The sequence below is a fragment of the Myroides sp. DW712 genome (assembly GCF_046557355.1).
GTDB lineage: Bacteria > Bacteroidota > Bacteroidia > Flavobacteriales > Flavobacteriaceae > Flavobacterium.
On record NZ_JBKFDO010000008.1, the window covers coordinates 101,465 to 125,546 of the forward strand.

24 protein-coding genes are annotated in these 24,082 nt (G+C 38.0%); 12 read left to right on the plus strand and 12 right to left on the minus strand.

The genetic code is table 11. From position 1 onward, the window contains the following. Nucleotides 1–121 precede the first annotated feature (121 nt). The 3 genes from ACLJX0_RS08320 to ACLJX0_RS08330 all read left to right on the plus strand — a co-directional run bounded on the left by ACLJX0_RS08320 (nt 122) and on the right by ACLJX0_RS08330 (nt 1,148). Nucleotides 122–337 (plus strand): hypothetical protein, encoded by a 216-nt coding sequence (locus ACLJX0_RS08320; RefSeq protein ID WP_410879727.1) that lies wholly within the window; start codon nt 122–124, stop codon nt 335–337. 6 nt (nt 338–343) lie between these two features. Then, complete coding sequence (locus ACLJX0_RS08325) at nt 344–868, plus strand: DUF4252 domain-containing protein (protein ID WP_410879729.1); 525 nt, start codon at nt 344–346, stop codon at nt 866–868. A gap of 127 nt (nt 869–995) precedes the next feature. Further along, on the plus strand, nt 996–1,148 hold the full coding sequence (locus ACLJX0_RS08330) for a hypothetical protein (RefSeq protein WP_410879730.1): 153 nt from the start codon (nt 996–998) through the stop codon (nt 1,146–1,148). Between the two features lie 185 nt (nt 1,149–1,333). Here the strand turns inward: ACLJX0_RS08330 and ACLJX0_RS08335 are convergent, their stop codons facing one another. Both ACLJX0_RS08335 and ACLJX0_RS08340 read right to left on the minus strand, forming a co-directional pair. Next, nucleotides 1,334–1,870: a hypothetical protein gene (locus tag ACLJX0_RS08335; protein ID WP_410879731.1), complete on the minus strand. Its 537-nt coding sequence runs from the start codon at nt 1,868–1,870 to the stop codon at nt 1,334–1,336. Nucleotides 1,871–2,036: 166 nt separating this feature from the next. Continuing rightward, nucleotides 2,037–2,870, minus strand: a complete 834-nt coding sequence (locus ACLJX0_RS08340) for a tetratricopeptide repeat protein (RefSeq protein WP_410879732.1) — start codon at nt 2,868–2,870, stop codon at nt 2,037–2,039. A gap of 199 nt (nt 2,871–3,069) precedes the next feature. Here ACLJX0_RS08340 and dcm point away from each other — a divergent pair, with 199 nt between their 5' ends. Then, entirely contained in the window at nt 3,070–4,308 is a 1,239-nt protein-coding gene (gene dcm / locus ACLJX0_RS08345) for a DNA (cytosine-5-)-methyltransferase (protein ID WP_410879734.1), read from the plus strand. A gap of 15 nt (nt 4,309–4,323) precedes the next feature. Here dcm and ACLJX0_RS08350 read toward each other — a convergent pair whose 3' ends face one another. Further along, complete coding sequence (locus ACLJX0_RS08350) at nt 4,324–5,085, minus strand: Eco47II family restriction endonuclease (protein ID WP_410879736.1); 762 nt, start codon at nt 5,083–5,085, stop codon at nt 4,324–4,326. 709 nt (nt 5,086–5,794) lie between these two features. Between ACLJX0_RS08350 and ACLJX0_RS08355 the strand changes: the two genes are divergently transcribed. Beyond that, on the plus strand, nt 5,795–6,457 hold the full coding sequence (locus ACLJX0_RS08355; RefSeq protein WP_410879737.1) for a DUF6266 family protein: 663 nt from the start codon (nt 5,795–5,797) through the stop codon (nt 6,455–6,457). A gap of 10 nt (nt 6,458–6,467) precedes the next feature. On the opposite strand, the gene ACLJX0_RS08360 is transcribed toward ACLJX0_RS08355, so the two are convergent. Continuing rightward, complete coding sequence (locus tag ACLJX0_RS08360; RefSeq protein WP_410879738.1) at nt 6,468–6,911, minus strand: hypothetical protein; 444 nt, start codon at nt 6,909–6,911, stop codon at nt 6,468–6,470. A gap of 48 nt (nt 6,912–6,959) precedes the next feature. Here ACLJX0_RS08360 and ACLJX0_RS08365 point away from each other — a divergent pair, with 48 nt between their 5' ends. The 3 genes from ACLJX0_RS08365 (at nt 6,960) to ACLJX0_RS08375 (ending at nt 11,817) form a co-directional block, all read left to right on the plus strand. After that, nucleotides 6,960–7,676: a DUF1963 domain-containing protein gene (locus ACLJX0_RS08365; RefSeq protein WP_410879740.1), complete on the plus strand. Its 717-nt coding sequence runs from the start codon at nt 6,960–6,962 to the stop codon at nt 7,674–7,676. Nucleotides 7,677–8,101: 425 nt separating this feature from the next. Next, nucleotides 8,102–8,950 (plus strand): tyrosine-protein phosphatase, encoded by an 849-nt coding sequence (locus tag ACLJX0_RS08370; protein ID WP_410879741.1) that lies wholly within the window; start codon nt 8,102–8,104, stop codon nt 8,948–8,950. A 14-nt stretch (nt 8,951–8,964) separates the two neighbouring features. After that, complete coding sequence (locus tag ACLJX0_RS08375; RefSeq protein ID WP_410879743.1) at nt 8,965–11,817, plus strand: TonB-dependent receptor; 2,853 nt, start codon at nt 8,965–8,967, stop codon at nt 11,815–11,817. Nucleotides 11,818–11,875: 58 nt separating this feature from the next. Here ACLJX0_RS08375 and ACLJX0_RS08380 read toward each other — a convergent pair whose 3' ends face one another. Further along, nucleotides 11,876–12,331 carry a DUF6428 family protein gene (locus ACLJX0_RS08380; RefSeq protein WP_410879744.1) on the minus strand — a complete coding sequence of 152 codons (456 nt, stop codon included), beginning with the start codon at nt 12,329–12,331 and terminating at the stop codon, nt 11,876–11,878. 58 nt (nt 12,332–12,389) lie between these two features. Next, on the minus strand, nt 12,390–12,719 hold the full coding sequence (locus ACLJX0_RS08385) for an ArsR/SmtB family transcription factor (protein WP_410879745.1): 330 nt from the start codon (nt 12,717–12,719) through the stop codon (nt 12,390–12,392). Nucleotides 12,720–12,944: 225 nt separating this feature from the next. Between ACLJX0_RS08385 and ACLJX0_RS08390 the strand changes: the two genes are divergently transcribed. Further along, the gene (locus tag ACLJX0_RS08390; RefSeq protein WP_410879748.1) at nt 12,945–13,505 is read left to right on the plus strand and encodes a LemA family protein; all 561 of its coding nucleotides are present in this window, start codon (nt 12,945–12,947) and stop codon (nt 13,503–13,505) included. Beyond that, the gene (locus ACLJX0_RS08395) at nt 13,505–14,437 is read left to right on the plus strand and encodes a M48 family metallopeptidase (RefSeq protein WP_410879749.1); all 933 of its coding nucleotides are present in this window, start codon (nt 13,505–13,507) and stop codon (nt 14,435–14,437) included. The genes ACLJX0_RS08390 and ACLJX0_RS08395 overlap by 1 nt, the downstream gene beginning before the upstream one ends. 101 nt (nt 14,438–14,538) lie before the next feature. Here ACLJX0_RS08395 and ACLJX0_RS08400 read toward each other — a convergent pair whose 3' ends face one another. From ACLJX0_RS08400 to ACLJX0_RS08410, 3 genes are all read right to left on the minus strand, one after another. Next, nucleotides 14,539–15,972: an RtcB family protein gene (locus ACLJX0_RS08400; RefSeq protein ID WP_410879750.1), complete on the minus strand. Its 1,434-nt coding sequence runs from the start codon at nt 15,970–15,972 to the stop codon at nt 14,539–14,541. Between the two features lie 53 nt (nt 15,973–16,025). Further along, on the minus strand, nt 16,026–17,117 hold the full coding sequence (locus tag ACLJX0_RS08405) for a slipin family protein (protein WP_410879751.1): 1,092 nt from the start codon (nt 17,115–17,117) through the stop codon (nt 16,026–16,028). Between the two features lie 815 nt (nt 17,118–17,932). Beyond that, nucleotides 17,933–18,493, minus strand: a complete 561-nt coding sequence (locus ACLJX0_RS08410) for a GNAT family N-acetyltransferase (RefSeq protein WP_410879752.1) — start codon at nt 18,491–18,493, stop codon at nt 17,933–17,935. 142 nt (nt 18,494–18,635) lie between these two features. On the opposite strand from ACLJX0_RS08410, the gene ACLJX0_RS08415 reads away from it, so the two are divergent. After that, nucleotides 18,636–19,658: a helix-turn-helix transcriptional regulator gene (locus ACLJX0_RS08415; protein ID WP_410879753.1), complete on the plus strand. Its 1,023-nt coding sequence runs from the start codon at nt 18,636–18,638 to the stop codon at nt 19,656–19,658. Nucleotides 19,659–19,688: 30 nt separating this feature from the next. Here the strand turns inward: ACLJX0_RS08415 and ACLJX0_RS08420 are convergent, their stop codons facing one another. After that, nucleotides 19,689–20,606, minus strand: a complete 918-nt coding sequence (locus tag ACLJX0_RS08420) for a hypothetical protein (RefSeq protein ID WP_410879754.1) — start codon at nt 20,604–20,606, stop codon at nt 19,689–19,691. Nucleotides 20,607–20,758: 152 nt separating this feature from the next. On the opposite strand from ACLJX0_RS08420, the gene ACLJX0_RS08425 reads away from it, so the two are divergent. After that, a complete protein-coding gene (locus ACLJX0_RS08425) occupies nt 20,759–21,259 on the plus strand; it encodes a DUF1648 domain-containing protein (RefSeq protein ID WP_410879755.1) in 501 nt (166 codons plus the stop codon). Nucleotides 21,260–21,437: 178 nt separating this feature from the next. Here the strand turns inward: ACLJX0_RS08425 and ACLJX0_RS08430 are convergent, their stop codons facing one another. Both ACLJX0_RS08430 and ACLJX0_RS08435 read right to left on the minus strand, forming a co-directional pair. Further along, a complete protein-coding gene (locus ACLJX0_RS08430) occupies nt 21,438–22,736 on the minus strand; it encodes a dihydrolipoamide acetyltransferase family protein (protein WP_410879756.1) in 1,299 nt (432 codons plus the stop codon). Between the two features lie 83 nt (nt 22,737–22,819). Continuing rightward, on the minus strand, nt 22,820–23,989 hold the full coding sequence (locus tag ACLJX0_RS08435) for a glycosyltransferase family 2 protein (protein ID WP_410879757.1): 1,170 nt from the start codon (nt 23,987–23,989) through the stop codon (nt 22,820–22,822). Nucleotides 23,990–24,082 lie beyond the last annotated feature (93 nt).

Consider the following 24,082-nt stretch of genomic DNA (forward strand, 5'->3'; position numbering starts at 1 on the left):
AAGAGTCCTCAGGGACTCTTTTTTATTTTTCCTCTATTTACACTATAATTTAAAAAAAGCGATAATTGTTCCATTATATTTTCTATTTTTACTATAATAATAATTTAGTTCGCAAGAAATAATGAAGAACAAAAAAAACATTACTTACTTCATTGGCGGTATACTGCTTGTCAGTTTAGTTGTATTGGTTATACAATCTCAATATCTCAAGACAACCCAAGCAGCAGCAAAAACCAACCTCGGTACCTTCTCCAATCCGGAGGTAGCGTATCAAGAATGTAAACTTATTTTATCCGAGGTATCCAAAGCCTTAAATACTAGCGATACAACTAATTAGAATATCATGAAGCGAATTTCACCTTATTTGATCGGTTGCTTGTTGTTTTTTTCAGCAACGGTAGCCTTCGGTCAAGACAGTTTTTCCAAGTTCGAAAAAAACAAAAACATCAACAATGTTGTAGTCAATCAGAAGATGTTTGAAATGATGGCTAACGTAAAAGTAGAAGCAACCAATACAGAAGAAAAACTCTACTTTGATTTAATCAAAAAACTAACTAGTTTACGCGTATTTAATACCCGAACACAAGAAGTAAAAAAAGAGATGACAGCGACCATCAATGAATATGTGCAAGCAAAGAATCTCAAAGAATTAGTCAACAAAAAAGACAGCGATTCAAAAATTATTATCTACATTGACAAAACAGGAACGAATCAAAACATTTCAGAACTCGTGATGTATAACGATAGTGTAGATCCCACCAAAGAAACGGTTTTAGTACTCATTACAGGAAATTTCAGTTTAAAAGAATTGTCTTCCCTAACTAAGAAAATGAATCTTCCCCTGGGAAACACCTTAGACAAACTATAAAAATTGAACGCTCCTTTAAAAAAAGGAGCGTTTTTTTATTATTTAAAATAATCAACTGACATTTATCAGTCGATATTATTATTATTTTTCATAAATTAGTACAGAATAACATAAATAAACACGTATTATGAACTTAATGAATTTACCTCTGTACAATTTTGCTAATGGCACCTTTATGATTATTATCTTTGGCTTAGTATGTGTGGGACTTGTTGTGGCAATTTTCATGTTTATGGGAGGCAGCTCCAAAAAGAACGAAGAAGACGATCAACAAGAATAGCGCAAAGACAATATACCATCTACAAGAAAAAAATTGTGATGCGCGACCATCACAATTTCTTTTTTTTATTCCCTACTGGGCGATATGCTCTATTGTCTTTTTTATCCCCCATTGGGGTGTACAATTCCATTAAGAATCCATTGCAGTCCGTGAGTTAAGTCAATGTGACGCATCACCCCAAAAACCTATCCTTCGAAATCACCGCAATCGTGTACGTCAAATGTTTCCAACAAGCTGCGTAAGGTATAAAAGGACGCTTCTCTAAACATGGATTCGTCGATTTCGTCCCCAATGACCTTCAAACTATAAACTGGATAATCCTCTACTTGTTCAAAAACAAAAGTGTGAGATTGGGTGCGAATATTGATTTGCTTGCCTTTCTCTTCCACTGCTTCGATGGTATAGGAAACCTGACTGTGTAAGTCGCAGGCATTCATTAAGGTAATCATTTCTCCGTCAATCAAAAGATTAGCCACATCACAAGCGTAGCAATTCCCCCCAAATTCCAATCCGTATTTGGTTGTTACTGCTTTGGCACTAGGCTCTACAATTTCCATGGGAATGAGCAATTCACTGCTTATTTTCTTTAGCGATTCCGTGCTCGCAAACGCTTTAGCCACCGCTTCTCTGGTGCTTGCTTGGTTGCTTGGTTCTTCTTTGGCACCTTGTTTACACCCGAAGGTAACTAGGCCTATCACAGCTAAAAGGAGTATTTTTTTCATCTGATTGGTGTTTTCATACAAAGGTAATATTTCTTCTAGATAAATAGATTATTCCCCTACTTTTAATCGATTGAGATAATGATATAACGCTTCCATATCCGTTGTTGAAAGTATAGCACTAAAGGTGTTGTAATGGTAGCTCCGTCCATATTCTCCTCTTCAAACCCTATTCTTCCATTGGTTTTTGTTTGGGAATTTGATACGGATAACGTTCATATAGTGCATTGGCTTCGTTAATGGAAAAGCCCTGTTGGTTATAGGTAAAGAATAAATCTGAGGTTGCCTTGATCTTTTCCTCAGATTCCTTCATTTTCCATTGGCACAACCCTTTGTAATAATACGCATCGGAAAATTCCGTATAGTTGACCACCGCTTGATCGAAATAGACGATAGCCTCCTCAAAGCGCTCGCGTTCATAGGCGATAATTCCCAAATAAAAGAGTTCGAGGTGATGCACATCCGGAAATACTTCCTTCTGCTTGGCAATGGCACGTTGGATATACGCTTCCGCTTTGTCCCATTCGTTCAGCTGTAAGTAGGACAACCCGATGTAGAAACTATAGGTGTGATCCATCTCATAGCGATCACCCCAATGGGCGATACAAGTTTCAAAATCCACAATAGCCTCTCGGTAGGTTTTGGCAAAGACGCATTTGATAAAGGCGCGATAGCTCAAATACCGTTCTGGATCGTATTTTACCGCTTGATCGATATACTCCATCCCCACTTCGTATTTTCGGCTTTTAAAGTAGGGCATCGCCTTTTGTTGCCATAAATAGGCAATGGTAGCATCTTGTGCTAATCCTTCATCTAAGGCATTCTGCCATTCTTTGAGGTTGAGGGTATAATTATACCTATGGGCTTTATTGGTCGCATAGGTTTCAATAATCTCTTCTTGCTTGGCCTTCTGCTCCGGTGTAAGTGAAGGTCCACGCAAAGGATCTTGTCCTTGGGACACTTGACAGCCAGCAAGGAATAGGAGGATGAACAGGTATTTCATGGTGGTTGGTTTGGGTGAAGATACGGGAAATTTGGTGTACTATAACCTATTCACTCCTATTGACTTATAAATTATTCCATTTATACATGTTTTTAATGACTATAAATTCATGCTATAAATTTTAGCAACTTTATCTTTCAACTAGGTTTTTATACCTAAATTATAGTATTTTTGTAACCAATGTATAAGGTTGTATAATATGGTTACAAAAGAATATTTGTCGTTAGCAGAGGCTGCAGAGCTTCTTGGAAAAAGTAAAGAAACATTGAGAAGATGGGATCGAGACGGTAAATTAGAAGCTGTTCGAGAACCTATTACAGATTATAGGGTATACAAAAAAGCAGATATCCTAACTCTATTTGGTGATTTTATCACAGAAGAACAGATCATTTTAAATGAAGTAGAACCTACTAATACATATACTGTTATTGAATTATTTGCAGGAGCAGGAGGATTAGCTATTGGCATGGAAAAAGCAGGTTTTAAATGTGTTGCACTTAATGAAATAGATAAATATGCTTGTCAAACTTTGTCTTTAAACCGCCCTCATTGGAATGTTTTAGAAGGAGATATTAAAAATTTTTCTTTTAAATCATACAAAGACCAAGTAGATGTTGTTACTGGTGGTTTTCCTTGTCAAGCATTTAGTTATGCAGGTAAACGCTTAGGATTAGAAGATGCACGAGGCACTCTTTTTTATGAATTTGCTCGTGTTGTGAAAGAAGTTCAACCTGCTATCTGTATAGGAGAAAATGTAAAAGGATTACTTAACCACGATAAAGGGAAAACACTAGAAGGAATGATCTCTATTTTAGATGAAATAGGCTATAATGTTGTACCTGTAGAAGTGTTAAAAGCCATTCATTATAATGTTCCCCAAAAGAGAGAACGTCTTATTTTAGTAGGAGTTCGCAAAGACATTCCTTTACCATATCACTATCCGATACCTTCAAAAAAGATTTTTACATTAACTGATGCCTTAAAAAAAGGTTCTTTATATGACACAGATGTACCTCATTCAAATGGAGTAAAATATCCACCTAACAAAAAAGAAGTTTTAGATTTAGTACCGCCAAAAGGCTATTGGCGCGATTTGCCATTAGACATTCAAAAAGAATACATGGGAGGTAGTTTCTTTTTAGGAGGAGGAAAAACGGGAATGGCAAGACGCATTGGATGGGATGAACCATGTTTAACTTTAACTTGTAGTCCCGCTCAGAAACAAACAGAACGCTGTCATCCAGACGAAACTAGACCTTTCACCGTTCGTGAATATGCACGTATTCAAACTTTTCCAGACGAATGGCAATTTGCAGGATCTATGGCACAGCAATACAAACAAATTGGAAATGCGGTTCCTGTCAATTTAGCCAAAGAAGTAGGCTATTCTATTATTAATTTTCTAAATCGATATTATAAAACAAAATCGAGTAACTAGTTACTCGATTTTGTTTTATAATTTATCAAATCCCTTGTAGTAACTATAGTTATCTGAAGTAATCTGATCTAAAATACTTCGTTGACTCTTTGTTACATCTTCTTTTATTTCTTGTAATACTGAATTCTTTTCTTCTTTTTTTTTCTCCTCCACTAATTTTAAATAATCTGCAATTACTCTTGGTAAAATTTTATACAATTGATATAAAGCATCCTCCTCTCCAGTTAATAATGCATAAAATTGATCCCCTGATATTTTATACACTCTACTATGACTATATTCTTTTCCATTCAGATCTCCTTTCCACAATTCTGTAAAACTATCTTTAGCTAAAACCTGAACCCAATAACACTTTGCTTGCTTATTATCATCGGCATAACGTGCCAACTTCTGAAATAAAGCCTCTGCAGAACTACTATTCATTGTATTGTGCTTATTTTTGATATCGGCAAATAATGTATTATCTACTGCTCTAATGTCATACCCACTCAACTTTCCAGCTTCATATCCTTTAACCCCACCTAATACCTGTTCATGAAACGTACCAATTGAATTATTCGTTGATTTATCTACTTGTCGCAAAATCTCAGCTTGAATTAACTCTTCTTCTGTCATCTCATTAAAACAAGCATCAAAAGTCATCTTAAACGTATCTACTTTATTCGTGTAAAAATTTCTCTTCGAAGCTTTCTTATTTGCTTTAATATAAGCCAAATGCATATTAGCTACACAAGCTAATAAATGTTCATCTGAGATAAAATTGAGGTATTTATTCATGATATAAAATTATCTACTTTTACAATTCAAATTCATTCGTTTCAAAAAATAAAAATAACCACTAAGAACTAAACAATTACTTATACTATACGAATTAATTATAGCACAACATACTTGAAATATAACATTCTTTAAGGCAACAAGACAATAGTAATTATAAATCTCTAATATCTTTCAACGAAACCTTATTACCTTCTATCATCTTTATTTTTCTTTGTCAAAAAACAAAAGTACGGAATAGAAAGTAATACAAAAAATGATGTATATAGCGAATATATCTTATATTTCACTATCATTCACTTTTTTTGACTTCAAAAAAATATTTATTTTTTTTCGTTAGAAGAATATAGAACTTATACATTTCTACGGTATTCCCACCACTCCTCTACCCCCCTCCAACACTTCTCCGACTCACCTCCAAGTATGCTTGGAAAAACGCCCTTTTTGTCGAAGCAGGGTCGAAGTACACTCGAAGCATTCACCTCCCTAACTTCAGCTAGTTCCTAAAGGAAAGCCTCTTTTATCCCAAACAAAAACAACTACTACCATCTTCTTACCTGCCGAAAACAGCTATTTGATTCCTTTATTTCTTCTATAAAAAGAAACACAATCACCTAAAAAATAGCTGGTTATAATTATTATCCTCCTTTGAATACTACACGTTTTTTAATGTTCTTCTTACTATCTTGGAAAGTAAAAAACAACAAAAATGGCAGAAATAAAAGACGGTATATTAGGTGGAGTTTCAGGTAAAATTGGCAATATGGTGGGATATCAGTGGCGGGGACGAAACTTCTTGCGCACCAATCCGAGACTCAATAAACAAAAAGCTTCAACGGCTCAACAACTACAGCGAGAGAAATTTGGCTTAGTTTCTAGTTTTGTAAATAAAATTCGAAATGTGGTGAATTTGTATTCGACCGAACTTTTCATTCAGCACAGAAAACGAACCGGAAAAGAGCAACTTATTTCCTTGCTCATGAAACAATGTGTTACCGTATTGGAAGGTACACCTTACCTTATTCTCGATCGTGTTTTACTTGCTATAGGTACTTTACCTGCTGCAATGGGAGAACAATTTCAGCAGCATGACCCACACACCTTTCTATTCACTTGGGACACTCAATTAATTAATATCCTCAGTCAACCAGAAGATCAGGTTACCCTCCTCGCGTATCACGATAAACTGGACGAATTTTATATCCTCAAAAAAATAGGGACACGACAAGAGGGACAACTGCTTTTTATACTCCCTCTACATTGGGAAATAGAACGGCTTCACTTTTGGAGTATTTGGGAATCCATCGAAGGGAAAAGAAATAGTACGAGTCAATATCATCTCTTTGTGGCAGAACATGAGCGTACTACATAGGTGTTTACCCTCACTTTTTACTTGCTATGCGAGGATTGATGCTCCAACTTACCAGCCCAAATACCACCAGTCCACCCGCCAACCAAGCACTACACCTCAACGTGGCGTATAAAGATTCCACCGTTGTATAGGTACTCCAACCTGCTTCTCGATCGAGGAATATCCCCCAATTGATCCAGAACCACAGTAAACCAACCAGAAACAAGTGCAAGGCGACTTGCAGTTTGAATGGTTGCACGCGATTCAGCAAGAGTTTCAGGAGGAGATAGAGCCCGGTCGTCAAAGTTACCGCCCAAAACACATCCGTATAAAAAGCATAGGAAAGATTGCTTGACGGTTGATCTTTAAAGGGCGCCATAGATAAGATGGCTTGCATATACCCCAACCCCAAAAAGAGTACAAGGTGAAAAAAGGCAGTAGTCCAGCGTATTTTTTTAGTCTGGGAATGGTTCATCTTGAAATAAAACTAATTATCTTTAATTTTTATTCTAATTGGTAACGAATGTACGATAAAACCATCGATATTATCCGCTTTGAAGCTGCGAAACAGCAATACTTTCCTGTTTTCTTAGGGAGACAAAATTGGATGAAGGAACGCGATGTTCCCCATACAGAAATTGAAATCCCTTTAGGACATTCTCGCTATGGAGGTTCGGTGATTGATTTACCGCCTGGGATAGAGCATCCCGAAGGATTGCGTTTTGCGGGCCAATTAGACCTCGCTCAATTTGCTCCTTTTGATCCCTATGGATTACTGCCCAAAACGGGACAATTGCTCTTTTTTGTGGATATTATGACGGACGAAGGGCAAGTGATTTATGCGGATGTAAAAAACGAAGATTTAGTTCGAATCGTTGTCGAACATGAAGATAATTTTTTCTATGGGGTATTAATCGATCGCATTTATGCGGATGTGGATCAATGGAGTGATCGCTACTACTTACCGGAAGAAGATTACGAAGAAGACGATGCGGACGAACACGGATACTACTGGGATTATTTTGGCGGTACTTTACGCTCCAAAATCTTTGGCTTTTTCACTCATTGCCAGTTGGGTAAAGAGGAAATTGAAGAAGTCATGGAGTCTGACAAAATAGTCCTCTTTCAAGTAGGTGAAAATGAATTCAATGATGAGGGTGTTTTCTCTGTACTCATTGACAAAGATGATTTAAAAAATCAAAACTTTGATCGCTGTTCCTTTTATTGGGCACAGTCGTAAACTATACTCCCTCTTGTTGCTCCAAAGTGGGTAAGAAGAGGGATACTTTATATTAAAATTTGCCTCCTTTCTACTAGCTACTGTTTCGATTTAACGCTTTCCTAATCAAAAAGTAGCAACGATACAGCTCCTCCACACCTTACGAGCCTCCATTAGTATACAGAAGGCTGTATCTCCTCCAGATATTATCTCACCATTACGTCTTCTCCCTCTCTTTTTCCTCCGAAAAGACAATCAACTACCTAATAAACAGCAAAATAAATCCTATTCATTTTACTAATGTAACATCTCTTCTTCTACTTTAACTTCTGGATAACCGCAACCTAACTTCTTCCTTGCTATTCCTTAACAAAAGCATAAAAAGCGGAAACGCATTGCTTTATTTAATGCCTCTAATTTAGCCTCAACACTTAAACAACTATACAATGAAAAAAACAGTAGGCTTATTTATGATGACAGCTTTGATGTCCGTTACATCATTTGCACAAACCCAAGAGACCCCCATTCAAATTCAATTAGAAGGCGCTATTAACTTTAGGGATATTGGTGGTTATTCAACCAAGGACGGTAAAAAAGTAAAAACCAACAAAATCTTCCGAGCTGCAGAAATCAGCACTCTAACGGATAACGACTTAAGAGAATTAGAGGAAAAAAACATCACCACAGTAATTGATTTTCGAGGTACCAAAGAAGCTTCGTTAGCGCCAGATAAGTTATGGACTGATGCACATTACATCTTATGTCCTGCAGGTAGTGAAACAGTAAATAATGGAGATGCAGCAGAGATGATTAAAAACCTCAAAAGAGAAGGCAATCAGTTCTTGCTTGACTTTTACGGGGAAAAAGGAGTGGCTTACTTTGGTGATCGCTATAGAACCTTGTTTCAAAAACTAGCAGCAAAAGAAGATACGGGTATTTTATACCATTGCACGGGAGGAAGAGATCGCACAGGTATGGCAACGGCTTTAATTTTATACGTGCTCAATGTACCCATGGAGACAATTGAACGCGATTTCGTAGCATCCAATGCGTTTTTAAAAGAAAAGAAAAAAGTAGGAGAATCGAATACAGCAGATATGTACAAAGACTTGGTCAAAGCTACGGGATTAACGGCAGCAGAATTAGAAGCAAAAATGGCTTTAACGCCAGAGTTAATCCAAACGTTTTTTGCAGTCATTGAGAAAAACTACGGCAGTGTGGAGCAATTCTTGGAAAAGGAAATGAACTTGACGGAAAAGGATTTGCGTAACATCCGTAAAAAGTACACGAATTAATTTGTTGTAGCAGAATGAAAACACCACTACTTTCAACGCGCTTGATCGGGAGTATCTTCCTTTTAGGCGGACTGAGCACAGCGACGTATGCGCAACAAATCAAGGGAACCATTATCACGGATGAGGGTACCTTACCAGGAGTCATTATCAGCATTGAATCCCTCAACAAAAATACAGCTACAGCTATGGATGGGTCTTTTTCCTTAGCGGTAAATCAAGAGGGGGAGTACCCGATTAAGCTAAGTTTTATCGGATACAAAGACAAAGTCATTACCCATGCCATTAAATCGGGCATCAACGATATAGGAACCATTCGCTTAGAGCAAGCGGAAGGGGAACTCAATGAGATTATTATTACGGGAACCATAGCGCCTTCTCAAGCCAAGGCCTACAGCATCAAGAAAAATTCCCTGGCTATGATGGATGTCGTTGCGGCAGATGCTATGGGGAAACTTCCCGATCGAAATGCAGCCGAAGCGGTACAGCGTATTCAAGGGGTGGCGGTTGCTCGTTACCATGGAGAGGCGGATGCGGCAACAGTCCGAGGAACGCCTTTCGCTTGGACCTCTACGCTATTCAACGGCAATCGACTACCCAGTTCGAACGTTATGGGAAACCGCTCTAGTGTGCTAGATGCAATTCCATCTGAATTAATCCAATATGTTCAAGTAGCCAAAGCCGTAACACCAGACATGGATGGGGATGCCATCGGAGGTTCGATTAACTTTATTACGCGCATGGCTCCCTACAGCAAAAAATTAGGGGGAAGTATTGCGGGAGGATACAACGACTTCTCCGAAAAAGGAACCTACAACGGTTCTATCGTTTATGGGGATCGCTTTTTAAATGATAAATTGGGAATTATCTTGGTTGGGGCAATCTGGGATAGACAATGGGGTTCTGATGCATTTGATGTGAAATACAACACCGCTGCTGCAGACCCAAACCAGAAAAATGCCATCAACAATGTGATGTTTAAACGTTATATGGGAAAACGTCAAACCTATGGGATTAATTTAGGGGTGGAATATGAATTCAACAACCAGCACAAACTTTTCTTTAGAGGATTGTATGACAAGTTCAACGATATTCGCCCAGTATATGAATCCTATGTGGATTACACCAAAAAACGCTACCAGTACAACTACCGCTATTCTCACTACCAAACCAAACTTTTTGGGGGCGAATTGGGCGGAAATCACCAATTGAGTGAGGCGACAACTTTCGATTGGTCCTACAGCAACTATACCTCAGATTATTTCTTAGATACCCCTTCTACTACGGATAAAAAAGGATTGCCGATTGCTTCTTTTTATCAACCCATCAAAGGAGGATTCAATAACTTATCGGATGATGGCTTATTGTATTGGGGATTTGATGGTGGAAAAGCGGGAACAGATCCCTTGAAGTTTAATCCAGGTTTAGCCGATGCCAACGAGGTGATGGATCCAACCAAACTAACCCTGAGTAGCTTGACCATTATGCAATTGGACAACAAAGAGAATGATCAGGTGGGGCAGTTCAACTTCAAACACGAGGCTTCAGATAAACTGACCCTAAAAGCAGGAGCCAAATTTAGAACGAAGAAGAGAAATAATTACTATGGCTCGCTATATACCTATGCTGGTCAAGGTGATCAATTGAGCAATTTGACTACAGAAAGTTTTGCGATGGGGCACGGATATTTCAAAGAAATGAACGGAGCTTTTGATTACCAATCCCTTATTGTTGACCCATTAACGAAGGGACAATTATTTGATTTATTTACCCCTGAATACCTCGATCAACATAAATTTGCGGATTATACGCCCGTTACTAATCCAACGAATATTTATGAAGCAAGGGAGAATGTATATGCAGGTTATGTGATGGGAACTTATGAGCCGACGGACCAATGGTCGATTACAGCGGGAATTCGAAACGAATATACCACTACACGCCTAACGGGAACAAGAGCCGAAACAGATCAACAAACCAAACAAACAGTTTTGTCGCCTTCGGAAATCAACAACGACTACAATGCGTTTTTACCGATGCTCCACGTGAAATACAAATTCACTGACCAAACCAACTTTCGTTTTGCGTACACCAAAACGTTTAATCGAGGGAATTTTGGGGATATGTCACCAGGGGAATCTGTAAATACCACAGGTGCTGATATTGTGATCACGAGAGGAAATGCCGATTTAAAACCAACGTTTTCCAACAACTTTGACCTCATGGCAGAACATTATTTTGACAATGTGGGCTTAGTTTCTGGAGGAATTTTTTACAAGAACATCAAGGATGTCATCTTTACCAATGAAAATCAATACCAAGCCAACAACAACAGCTACATTGTCAAAGAGGCAAAAAACTTAGAAGATGCCCATGTTGTGGGAATCGAAGCTGGATTCAATAAGCGCTTTGATTTTCTTCCTGGTTTTTGGAGTGGTTTCGGACTAGAGGCAAACTATACGTACATTGATAGCAAGGTTGAGGTTCCGCGTTATCTGAATAACAACGGTCAAATCGAAACAGTATACGACAAAACTTCGCTTCCGGATCAATCGAAACACTTGGCTAACTTGATTTTATTCTATGAAAAAGGCAAGTTTATGGTGCGATTAGCAGCGAATTACCGCGGTGCATCGATCAATGCCATCAACCAGAACTTAGGCAAAGATTTTTATGTATGGACCGATGAAAACTTAACTTTGGATGCTTCGGCTACTTTTTCTTTAAACAAGAAAGTTAAATTCTTTTTGGAATTGAACAACCTAACCAATGAACCATTGAAGCAGTACATGGGCGATAAACGTCGTATTACATCCTATGAATGGTACGGGATTAAAGGACAAGTGGGGGTTCGCTTTGACCTGTTTTAATACGAAATACTTACAAATCAAAAAAGGCTATCTTCTATGCAAGACAGCCTTTTTTATTCTAGCAACACCCTGAATTGGGATCACAACAAGAGGCTGAAGCATCGGGTAAATCTGTAGGGTTGATGCCACAAGCATCTTCTGCCAAACAAGCTGTTACTGTATTAATCAAAATAAAATGTTGACCATTAAAGGCTAAATGGTACTTGCCAATGGTTGTTTTTCCTTGAAACTCTACTTCTACTTCCCCATCCTCAATACCTAATTTGTTTTCAGACAACCGAATAATGTTCAACAATTTCCCAGCTTTTAAACGGTGATCAACATCGTTGGCATTCCACAGCTGAAAACTAACTTTCTTCTCCGTGCGAACTACCCCTCCACAATCAATGTACTTTTTCTCTACTTGTCCTACTTCTGTCACGTGAAAGTGTTCGGGTACAAAACTTCCATCCTCCAATTGAAAATCTACTTTGTCCAACAGGGCTAATACTTGTTTTACTTCTGCTAATTTCATGGTTTTTAATTTTTATATTACATCGCAATATTACGATACGTTGCGGTAAAAAAATGCTTTAACAGCATTTGTCAATTTCAATGTTTTGGGCAAAGAACAGCTGAAACTCGCTGGCAAACTCTTGCCAAACAACCTCATCAATGCAATAACAAACGGATTTTCCCTCTACAGTTCCCTGTAGTAGTCCAATTGTTTTTAATTCTTTTAGATGTTGGGAAATAGTGGCTTGTGCCAGGCCTAACTCTTCCACCAAATCATTGCAAATACAGACTTTTTGGTTAATGATATACTGTAAAATAGCCAAGCGAGCAGGATGTCCCAATACCTTAAACATAGCCGATAAACGGTTTTTCTTGTCACTAAACAACGCTGATTTGGTCACGCCCATATAACTAATCTTATTATTATCGCGATATTACGATGTAAAGGTATTTATTTCTTTTTATTTCCCAAACAACCGATTCCTTTTTTCACATAAATTGTTTAGAAATCCCTCTTCACAATCTAAAAAACATAAATTTCACCTTCTTTATGCATAAAACCAAAGACATTTTATCTCTACCTCTCCTCCAAAAACAGTTAAATATCGTATATTCGGGAAAAAATTAAAACTATGGGAATTTTTATTGGAATCGGAATTGTTGTACTATTTATTCTTTGGTACATCGTCACAAACAACAAATTAGTAGCATTAAAGAACAACAGAGAGAATGCTTTTGCGGATATTGACGTACAATTAAAACAGCGTCATGACTTAATTCCACAACTGGTTTCCTCTGTAAAAGGATACATGGAACACGAAGCGACGACGTTAGAGAAACTAACCCAAGCGCGAACAGCTGCATTACAAGCGGGCGACATAAATTCAAAGATACAGGCCGAACAACAAGTTTCTTCTGCCTTAGCAGGATTACGTGTTGCTGTTGAGGCGTATCCTGATTTAAAAGCCAATACCAACTTCTTACAATTACAAAATGAAATCTCGGATATCGAGAATAAATTGGCGGCAGTTCGCCGTTATTTCAACTCTGCAACTAAAGAGCTAAATACGACTATCGAATCGATTCCGTCGAACATCATTGCTGGAATAAAAAATATGAAAACTCAACCGTTCTTTGAGTTAGGTGTTGAACAAAGAGCCCAACTTGATGTAGCTCCTGAGATTAAATTTTAATGGCATACGTAGGATTACACACGCAAATTAGGCGCAACAATACCAAGTCTATTCTCCTGTTATTTGCCTTCCCTTTATTGATTTTATTGGGGGTTGTGTTTATTATCACCTATCTTTCGGGTTGGGATTGGAACAAATCAGTGGAGCCTATTATACAAGTAACCCCAATTGTTTTTGTCATCGTTGGGATTTGGTTTGTCATTTCCTATTTCTTTCACAATCAAATGATTCAACGGGCAACGCATGCCAAGCCTTTAGACCGTAAGGACAATATGCGGGTGTATAACCTAACTGAGAATCTTTGTATGTCCGTAGGGATGCCAATGCCCAAGCTCTTTATTATTGAAACAGAAGCCTTGAATGCCTTTGCATCGGGAATCAATCAAAAATCCCATTCGGTTACCTTAACTCGTGGAATTATTGATACGTTAGACGATAAAGAACTCGAAGGTGTGATCGCTCATGAACTAATGCATATCCGAAATAACGATGTGCGCTTGTTGATTGTAACCATCGTTTTTGTGGGAATCCTAGGGGTTGTGCTCGATTTATTACTCCGTGGACTATTTCACGGCTTGGGACGTAGACGAGGAGGAAAAGACAATGGGGGAGCGATTATCATTCTCCTTTTAGTCGTAACGGTGGTGATTTACTTCTTTTCGATGGTGTTTAAATTTGCCTTATCGAGAAGTCGCGAGTATATGGCCGATGCAGGGGCAGTTAGCATGACCAAAGATGCCCATGCTTTAGCAAGTGCCCTGCGCAAAATCAGTGGAAACTCTAAAATTGAAACGAAAAACGACGAAGTAAAAGAATTGTTTATCGACAATGGAACTGATGAAAAAAGCAAAGGATTTATGGGAAGTATTGGCGCTATCTTCAGCACCCACCCACCCATTGAAAAACGCATTGAGTTTTTAGAAAAAATGTAAACCTATACATGATTGAAGGGTTTCCCAATTTAAATAGGGTAACGCTGAACCAATCACTTAAAAAAACAAAAAGAGGGTGACCTAAAAGGCACCCTCTTTAATTAATCCTCTCTACTTCCATCATCGGCCATTCGAACGATTTTCGGCGTAAACATCGCTACCACATCCACTAAATCGCCTTGAGCTGCCATCACCTGATGAATATCTTTATACGCCATTGGTGCTTCATCTTTTCCTGCTCCGATTAATTCAACCCCATGATCCTGTAAAACCGCTTTAATATCCTTTGCTTTTAGCGTTTTTATGGCTTGGGTTCGACTCATTTGTCGTCCTGCTCCATGAGATGCGGAATTCAACGCTTCTTCTTCTCCCTTTCCGCGGACTAAAAATCCCGGTGCAGTCATCGATCCAGGAATAATTCCCATCACGCCTTTACTCGCTGGAGTTGCTCCTTTTCGGTGTACAATGACCTCTTTTCCCTGGTACATTTCCTTCCAGGCAAAGTTATGGTGGTTTTCAATCTTCGCTAATACCTCAGCTCCAATCGCTTTTGTCAATTTATCGTGAATTACTTCGTGACAAGCAGAGGCGTAATCACCCGCTAAATTCATTAAGGTCCAATATTCTTGTCCTGCTTCTGAATTCATATCCAAATACGCTAAATTCTTCGCCTCCTGAGGGAGCTTACATAACTCTTTAGCAATTTGGGTATAACGCCCTGCAATCATGGCCCCCATTCCACGGGATCCTGAATGCGTCAGCAACGCCAAATACGTTCCTTGGTCTATGTTCAATATCTCATCGCGTTGCGCAAACTCCATGATTCCCCATTCCACAAAGTGGTTTCCTCCACCTGAAGATCCCAATTGTGCCCAGGCTTTATCCTGTAGATTCTTGATGAAGGGATTCAGATTAAACTCACCTCGATCCAAGATATCATGTTGGGATTTATACTGTCCTAAGAACCCATGTCCTGCGCCAAACTTCGTATGTTTCACCAATTGTTCTTTCAACAAGGCTTCCATTCCATAAAACTCGATTCCCTTAATATCAAAAATTGACAAAGCCATTCGACAACCAATATCCACTCCTACACCATAAGGAATCACTGCATTTTCTGTAGCTAATACCCCTCCAATAGGCAGTCCATATCCTTGATGGGCATCGGGCATTAAAGCCCCAGCAACAGCCACAGGTAATTTCACTGCAACTTCCATCTGCTTAATCGCTCCTTCTTCAATTTGGTTCGAACCATACACGCTATATGCAACAGACGTTTCTCTCAAAGGAATCGTTTCTTCCTCTTCCTCCTGCTGTCCAACTCCTTCAATTATAGCCGTAGCTAATGTTCCAAATACTTTATGGTTAAGGTAATCTTCAGCATTATCCAATACCATTTTATAATGCGCTAACATTTCTACACGTGTTAGTCCTGTTCGCTTTTTATTTGCCTTTAATGCAATCCCCAATAATTTCGTTTCAGGGTATCCCAAGGCGAGTAAATCGTTTCCGTTTATTTGTTTATTTTCTTTCATTTTTTTAAAAATTATGGGTAAATCCTAAGCCGTGAACTGTTAACCGTTAACCGTTAACCAAAAAGCTCTTTCAATTGTTTCAACACATTACCTCCTCCAGACAAACTAATTTCTCCCACTTTATCGGCAATTTTATCGATATATTCCATCTCTTTCAATCGCATTAACATCTCGTTTTCCTCCATTAATTTAGCGGTATTTAACAAGCTACGGGTAGCTGCGGTTTCTTCTCTGCGCGTAATCATATTGGCTTGTGCCTTTTTTTCAGCTATCAACACCTGGTTCATAATTTCTCGAATATCCCCTGGTAAAATAATATCCTTTACTCCACAAGATTTTAGGTCAATTCCCAAGGCGGTCACACTTTCTTTGGCATCTGTCAAAATCGCTTGGGAAATATTTTCTTTATTCTCCATCAATTCATCAAAAGACATACGTCCCACCTTTTCTCTGACCATCAATTGAATGGTATTGTACATTTGTTTTTCTACATCTTTGTTTTCCACATATGCCAACAACAAATCACGTACTTGATAAACAATATTGATGTTGATACGCAACTGTACTTTGTCTTTCGTTAATATTTCTTGTCCATTCATATCCATCGTTTGTTGACGTACATCAACAACGATCATCTGAACTTTGACTTCATTTTTCCAATAACAATAATCTCCTGCATCCAAGACCCCTTGAAACTGCTCATCGACAAACAACAGACCTTTCTCATTTGCTCCAACCGTATACATGCGCAAAAAGTTGAGCATATTCCCTTTGTTTCTAATGTTTCGGGCAATCGTTAAGGGCACTTCTAAACCGTCCATTGTAAAACGCTCAAAAGAGTATATTGTCGTCTCTTTCCAATAAACATAACGTCCCGCGGCTAGTGCTGTGTAAAAAATATTGTTTCGAAACACCAAAACCACTTCATTATCTAGCACATCGACAACCGCTACAAGCGCGGCGAACTGCTTATTTTCCAACAACGCATCCATATCTCTACGCATAGGGAACATTTCCGCCTGATTAAATTCCAACACTTCCTTTTGTCCCCACAACCAGTATTGCCCAGTTGTATACACATTTTGTAGTTCCCCTTGCTTAAACACTAAAGCTACGTGATTGGTTTTTACTTGTATCTTTTTCATCACTCTATTTTTTTATTTTTTTAAATCATTTTTACTAAGAACAATCCAACTAGGCTTCCCTTCACTCAGCGGAAAAAGAAGGACGCTTTGAAGTTGAATCATTTGTGTATAACCTAGTATCACTCAGCAAGCAAATGATACTGTTTATATCCTCCCTGATTCTCCTTTCGCACCGTTACTTGTTTTTACAGGCGTTGATCGGGTGTATTTAGCCTTGTCTTCCGAAGATTTCAAACCTAAAAACTGAAACACTAGTTGACTGAACTTTTTTATGGAGGAGATTTTTATTGAAGTTCTCCTGCTTCTCCAAAAATTGCTTTTAAGGCAATGGTATTTTGCTCTAACCAGCTAAGCTATATTGCATTTCGCAATAGTAGGATTCGAACCTACGACACAAATACATACTAAACCACTAGTCATCCATCTAAAGGAAGTGAGGAGTCGAACCTCAATATTCTACACATACAAACAGGATAAGGATAACGATTGCACCTTACTTCCGCGCTATACTGAAACGCTTCCAAGGTTTGTATCTTTCGAACAGTACAAAGATGCACCTCATACTACGCAAAGAAAATGCGCAGTTAAATATTTTTTCAAAATAAATTACAAAACGCTATAAAAGAACTATTTAAAACTTAATTTAAAAATAAAAAAAGCAATATACGCAATTCCATTGCGCACTTAAAGCAACAAACTGAAAAAAGAGGAGTAAAAACAAAAGAGAAAAATGCTATTTTAAAAAAGTAACGATCAAAAAAAAGAGGTTTTCCTTTCGAAAAACCTCTTCTATGTTACCTGAAGAAACCTAATGTTTACTTCAATTGCTTTTGCATGATTTGATTCGTATAATATTTCCCCTTTACTTTGATAAAGGCAGGCATAGATCCTTTGGTTTCAAAACCGTGTTTGCGGTATAGGGCAACGCCAGCCTTATTTTCTTCATAGACTTGAAGCCACAAAAGTTCGAGTTGGCTTGTCGTCCTTGCCCAATCCAGAACGCCTTGTACCAACAAGGTTCCCAAACCACACCCTCTCCAAGGTGCTAAAAGTCCCATACCTAAAATAGCAGTATGTTGAAGTGCATTTCTTGGATTTCCCGTTAGATCGATATTTCCGATAAGTTGCCCTTCACACGTGGCAACGAGTAGAATCGAATTCGGACTCTGTTGCATAGCATTGATCCACTGTTGGGTTTCTTCTTGCGTTTTAGTAAACTCCTCTACTTCCAAAGGAATATAAGCACTGTCTTTTAAATATGCGCGAATCAATTGATTTAAAGCAACTGCGTCTTCTACTTGAGCTTCTCGTATTACAACGGTAGATTCTTGCCTCAAAAGGTATGTTTGAGGGGTAAATGAAAGGGGGGTAGCCATCTTAGTCGATTTGAAATCTAAATATACTATTTTAATCCATTTGATTTGCTTTTATTCTACCAACTGCGCAATCATTCCGCGCAATCAAGAGGTTCAATCCTTTGTTTTGTGTATTTTTGAAAGGTATTTCAAATTCAATCCAATGGCAACAAATAAACTTGCGCTATTGCGTTATCGCATCCTTGATGAATGTTTACAAAATCGCTTCCGAAAATGGACGTTGAATGATCTTATCGAGAAAGTTTCTGATGGGCTTTATGAATATGAAGGAATTGATTCCGGAGTCAGCAAACGCACCATTCAATTGGATATTCAAACCATGCGCAGTGATAGCTTGGGATATAATGCCCCTATTGTAGTAGTGGATCGAAAATACTACACCTACGAGGATGCGCAGTACAGCATCAAAAACTCACCGATCAACGATTCGGATAGGGAGAAGCTAAAAGAAGTCGTTGCTATCTTAAAGCACTTAAACGGATTTAGTCAGGTCGATGAGATGAGTGAGGTCATCGCCAAATTGGACAACAGCTTATTGACGCGCAGTACAAAAGCGCCCAACTACATTCAGATGGAGGGCAATCCGTTATTAAAGGGAATTAAGTTTATTAGCCCCTTGTACGAAGCGATTAAGAATAAACAAACGTTGCTGATTGAATACCAATCTTTTAAATCCAAAGCAGCATCTAAGAATTTCTATTATCCTTATTTACTGAAAGAATACCGCAACCGTTGGTTTTTGATTACCCGAAGTAGTAAAAACAAACATTTACTTACTTTGGCACTGGATCGCATCACCAATGTATATGCTTTGGCCAACGAACCTTACAAAGAATATCAGGGCGTTAATTTTGATCGCTACTTTGAAGATGTATTAGGGGTAACGAAAACAGAGCAAGATCGCGCACACAAAGTTATTTTATGGGTCAATCAATACCATGCCCCCTACGTCAAAACCAAACCGCTCCACAGCTCACAACAATTGCTGGAGGAAAATGAAAAAGGAATCAAAATACGCTTAGATGTGGTACTAAATTTTGAATTAGAACGCGAAATATTGGGGTTTGGTGAAGCGATTAAAGTCCTTTCCCCTCGTCATTTACAACGACAAATTGCCAAACGCGTGGAGAAAATGCATCAACAGTATCTAAAGGATGAAGTATAAAAAAAAACAGCTGATTCGCTTCTCTTTTGCTTATATTTTCTCTTGAAAGTCAAGTAATTTTTGTTTCACTTCTCTTGATACTTCGTTTTCATCAATCGTAAGAACTAAATCTTTTAGATCCTGACGATCGGATAACGCAGCAATAATTCTACTGCCTAATTGAAAGAAAAGAAAGCCTTCATCTTTTAACGACGCTTGTTTTAGTTGCTTGGATACAAAATTTAGTATTTCTTTGTCTTGTTCATACTTTAGATAATTTAATACCCTCAAATCCATTACATTGATTTTATTTTTATCGAAAATGATTTGACGGACCACTTGATTCTGTTCTGCAGTAATGGAATACGGATGAGCTACAAGATTTCGTTCTGGTGTGTGATCTACTTTCTCGTTGAGTAAATCAAAAACGCCATCCCAGCGCGTTAACGGCTCTTTGATACAATCCACTATCCAAGTAACATACTGTTGTTCTTGTCGCTCCGGATTCGAGATTGCTAAAACAGCTTGTAAGCCGATTAACTTCTCTTTATACAGGCAGTAAGCATCTGCATCTACTTCTCTTGCTCCATAAGACCAAGAATAAGGCCAATAAAAATGCTCTCTTATATCCTTATTCAAAAAAAGCAATACTTCCTGTCCCTCTCTAAAATCAAAAGGTTCTGGGCACATCATACCGAGATAATGGGCAATACAGATCTCCTTCTCTATTAACTCCCCTTTTAGTTCTTCCTGTATGACAACTTGAACCCAGGTATTATATAGGCTTGGTGGTTTCGTCACATCATACTCTTCTTCTAAGGGGATAAAACCAACGACTTTTCCATAGGCCACATGATCTGCTCCTTTATACAAATCACTTAAGGTCTGCGGAAAAATAGGATAGGCCCACAATGAGTCACTACTTCCCGATAGGAAGAATACAAGAACAACAAACAAATATTTTCGCATAGGCTTTAACTTAAATAAACAAGGGATACGTATTCTAAAATACTACATTCTCAACAAAACTAAAGAACAAAAAAAAACTTATTTATTTAACTTTATTAAAATTAAACTTAATTTTATTATATTTAAACTTAATTTTTTTAAACAAACATAACTTGAAGACGCAATACCCAATCCTAAAAATCAAACCTAGCCAACTAGAACGTTATCACGATGTGATAAATGTTATACTACTCCTTTCATTAATAGGAACCACCTGTTATTACTATGGTCAATTACCCGATACTATTCCCACCCATTTCAATATTGCTGGTGAGCCTGATGCGTATGGGGATAAAATTACCCTACTTTTCTTACCAGGACTAGGTGTATTTGTTTTTGCCTTATTGTACTACTTTCAATACAAACCCCACCTCTTTAAACATCGAATAACGATAACCGCTGAAAATATAGAAGAACAATACACCAAAGCCATACGCATGATGCGCGTATTAAACACCTTTACCATCCTCCTCTTTTTCTATATTCAATACCAAACCATACAAACTGCTTTAGGCAAAGAAGAAGGATTAGGTCAATACTTTATCGTTTTTGCCGTAATTGGAGGGCTACTCCCTTTACTTACTTTCGTGTTTTCGAGTAAAAAGACATCGTAACCCAAACGAAGGATCCCTAGATCCAAAACAACTAACCTTCCTGATAAAAAAAATTCACCCAATACAAGGGAAACAATTCTTGAACAGATATCCCATTCATCTCAAACAAAAAAGGGATTGTCTACAAGACAACCCCTTCTATTTTATATCGCTACTGTCAACCGTTAACTGTCAACAATTATATCTCTCTATTGATATCCCAAGCTTCTAAAATATCAGCAACACGCTTCACGAAAGAACCTCCTAATGCTCCATCAACCACGCGGTGATCGTAGCTGTGTGATAAGAACATTTTTTGGCGGATACCGATAAAATCTCCTTCAGGTGTTTCAATTACTGCAGGCACTTTTCGGATTGCTCCTAAAGCTAAGATACCTACTTGTGGTTGGTTGATAATTGGCGTACCAAATACACTTCCAAATGTCCCCACATTTGTTACCGTATACGTTCCTCCTTGTGTATCGTCTGGTTTTAATTTTCCAGCTTTTGCGCGGTTTCCTAAGTCGTTAACCGCTTTAGCCATGCCAACTAGGTTCAATTGATCCGCATTTTTAATTACTGGAACGATTAAGTTTCCATTTGGTAAGGCAGCAGCCATTCCTAAGTTGATATTCTTTTTCTTGATGATGAAATCACCATCGACAGAAATATTCATTCCAGGGAAGTCTTTTAATGCTTTCGCTACCGCTTCCATGAAGATTGGTGTGAACGTTAATTTTTCACCTTCTCTCTTTTCGAATGTATTTTTTACTTTATTTCTCCAGTTTACGATATTCGTTACATCCACTTCGATAAATGATTGTACGTGTGCTGACGTTTGCACTGATTGTACCATGTATCCTGAAATCAATTTACGCATACGATCCATCTCCACGATTTCATCTCCACCGTTTACGGAAACTGGAACAGCTTTAGTTGCTGTTGTAGCTGGTTTTGCTACTTCTGCTTTTGCAACTGGAGCCGCTACCGCTTGAGGTTGCGTTCCTCTTGTCTCAACATAAGCTAAAATATCGTTTTTCGTTACTCTTCCTTCTTTTCCTGTACCTTGGATAGCCTCTAACTCGCTCAAAGAAATTCCTTCTTCTTTGGCAATATTTTTAACTAGTGGTGAAAAGAATTTTTCAGAAGCTGAAAAATCTACAGGTGCAGCTACTTCTTGAGCTACTTGTACTGTTTGTTCTACTGCTGCAGCTGTTGGAGTTGCGCTTGCAGCTGGAGTTGAAGCAACTTCGCCTCCTTCTGTTTCAATGATAGCGATTGTTTGCCCTACTTGAACAACATCGTCTACTTGAAATAATATTTCTACCAAAGTTCCTTCGACTTCTGATGGAACTTCACTGTCAACTTTATCCGTTGCGATTTCTAATACTGTCTCATCAGCCTCAATGCGATCCCCTACATTCTTCAACCAGTTTGTAATGGTTGCTTCCGCAACACTTTCTCCCATTTTGGGTAATTTCAATTCGAACTTTGCCATATTTATAACCTAAGGTTGTGTTTCTTAATTCAGATTACAAATTTAATAATATTTCGGACTTTTTCCACGTAAAGATAAAATTATCATTCTTCTAAAATTATCACGGATCCTTTACTATTACTATCATTACTACCAATCAAAAACAAAGAATTCACAGGTTTAATTTTATAAATTATTTCTGATCTATAATTTTTATGCATAAAGGTAATGATCTCTTTATTAGTTAAATAATCGCCATCAAAGATAATTTCTACTAAATCTCCATTGATTCCTTTCTTTTCCTTTATTATTTCTTCTAAGCCATGTAAGCTTTCCACCCGTTGTAGGGAGCGTTGCAACGTCTTTTCAATCCGTTCTCTTACCTTTGGATTTTCACTCACTACTATGGTGTGACTGACAGTTGCTACCTTATCCCCTTTTTTCTTTTGTTTTGAAAACAAAAAAACAAAGGTAATCAAGCGCATCAACACGTCAAAAACATAGGACTTTCGAAAGTGTTTCTCGTAAAAAATTTGCGTCCCTCGATGAAATCGTTTGACATATTCTAAATCTTTATCTGTACTTTCTCCTTTATAATGAATAATGGTTGTATCAGCATAGTAATAATTCTCATAGCCTTGTTTTAAGCTTGAATAAGATAAATCAGTATCTTCAACATACATAAAGAAGCGTTCGTCAAATCCACCGAGCTCGAGATACAGTTTACGAGGCATAAACATAAAGGCTCCTACTAAAATTTCCACAGGACCATTTTTATCTGCGGGTAAATGAGAAGCATAATACCCATTGACCAGCACACTGGAAGGAAATAAACGATACAATCCACTTACCTTCATAAAAGAGCGCCAATAAGTTGGAATTCCCCTTTTGGATTCGGGTAGAAATCCTCCTCGTCCATCGATTAATTGGCAACCAACAATTCCTAACTTTGCCTTACGTTCAAAAAGAGCCAATAACTTGTGAAACGTATCTTCTGCTACAACCGTATCGGGATTGAGAATGCAGATGTATTTTCCTGTAGCTCGTTTTACACCAATATTATTTCCTTTGGGAAACCCTAAATTCTCTTGATTCGCAATATAGCACACCTGGGGAAATAGGTTTTTCATCATCTCGGCACTATCATCTTGCGAATTATTATCAACTACTATAATTTCCGCGTCAATCCCTTCGATGGCAGACTGAACCGATTTAATACATTGTTCCAGAAAATAACGAACATTATAGTTTAAAATAATTATAGATAGTTGCATCCGGCAAATATAGTAGGATTAAGAAAACTACAATAGAAATAATACAAAAAAAAGGCTGAATACCGCTAGATATTCAGCCTTTTACTTCTTTAT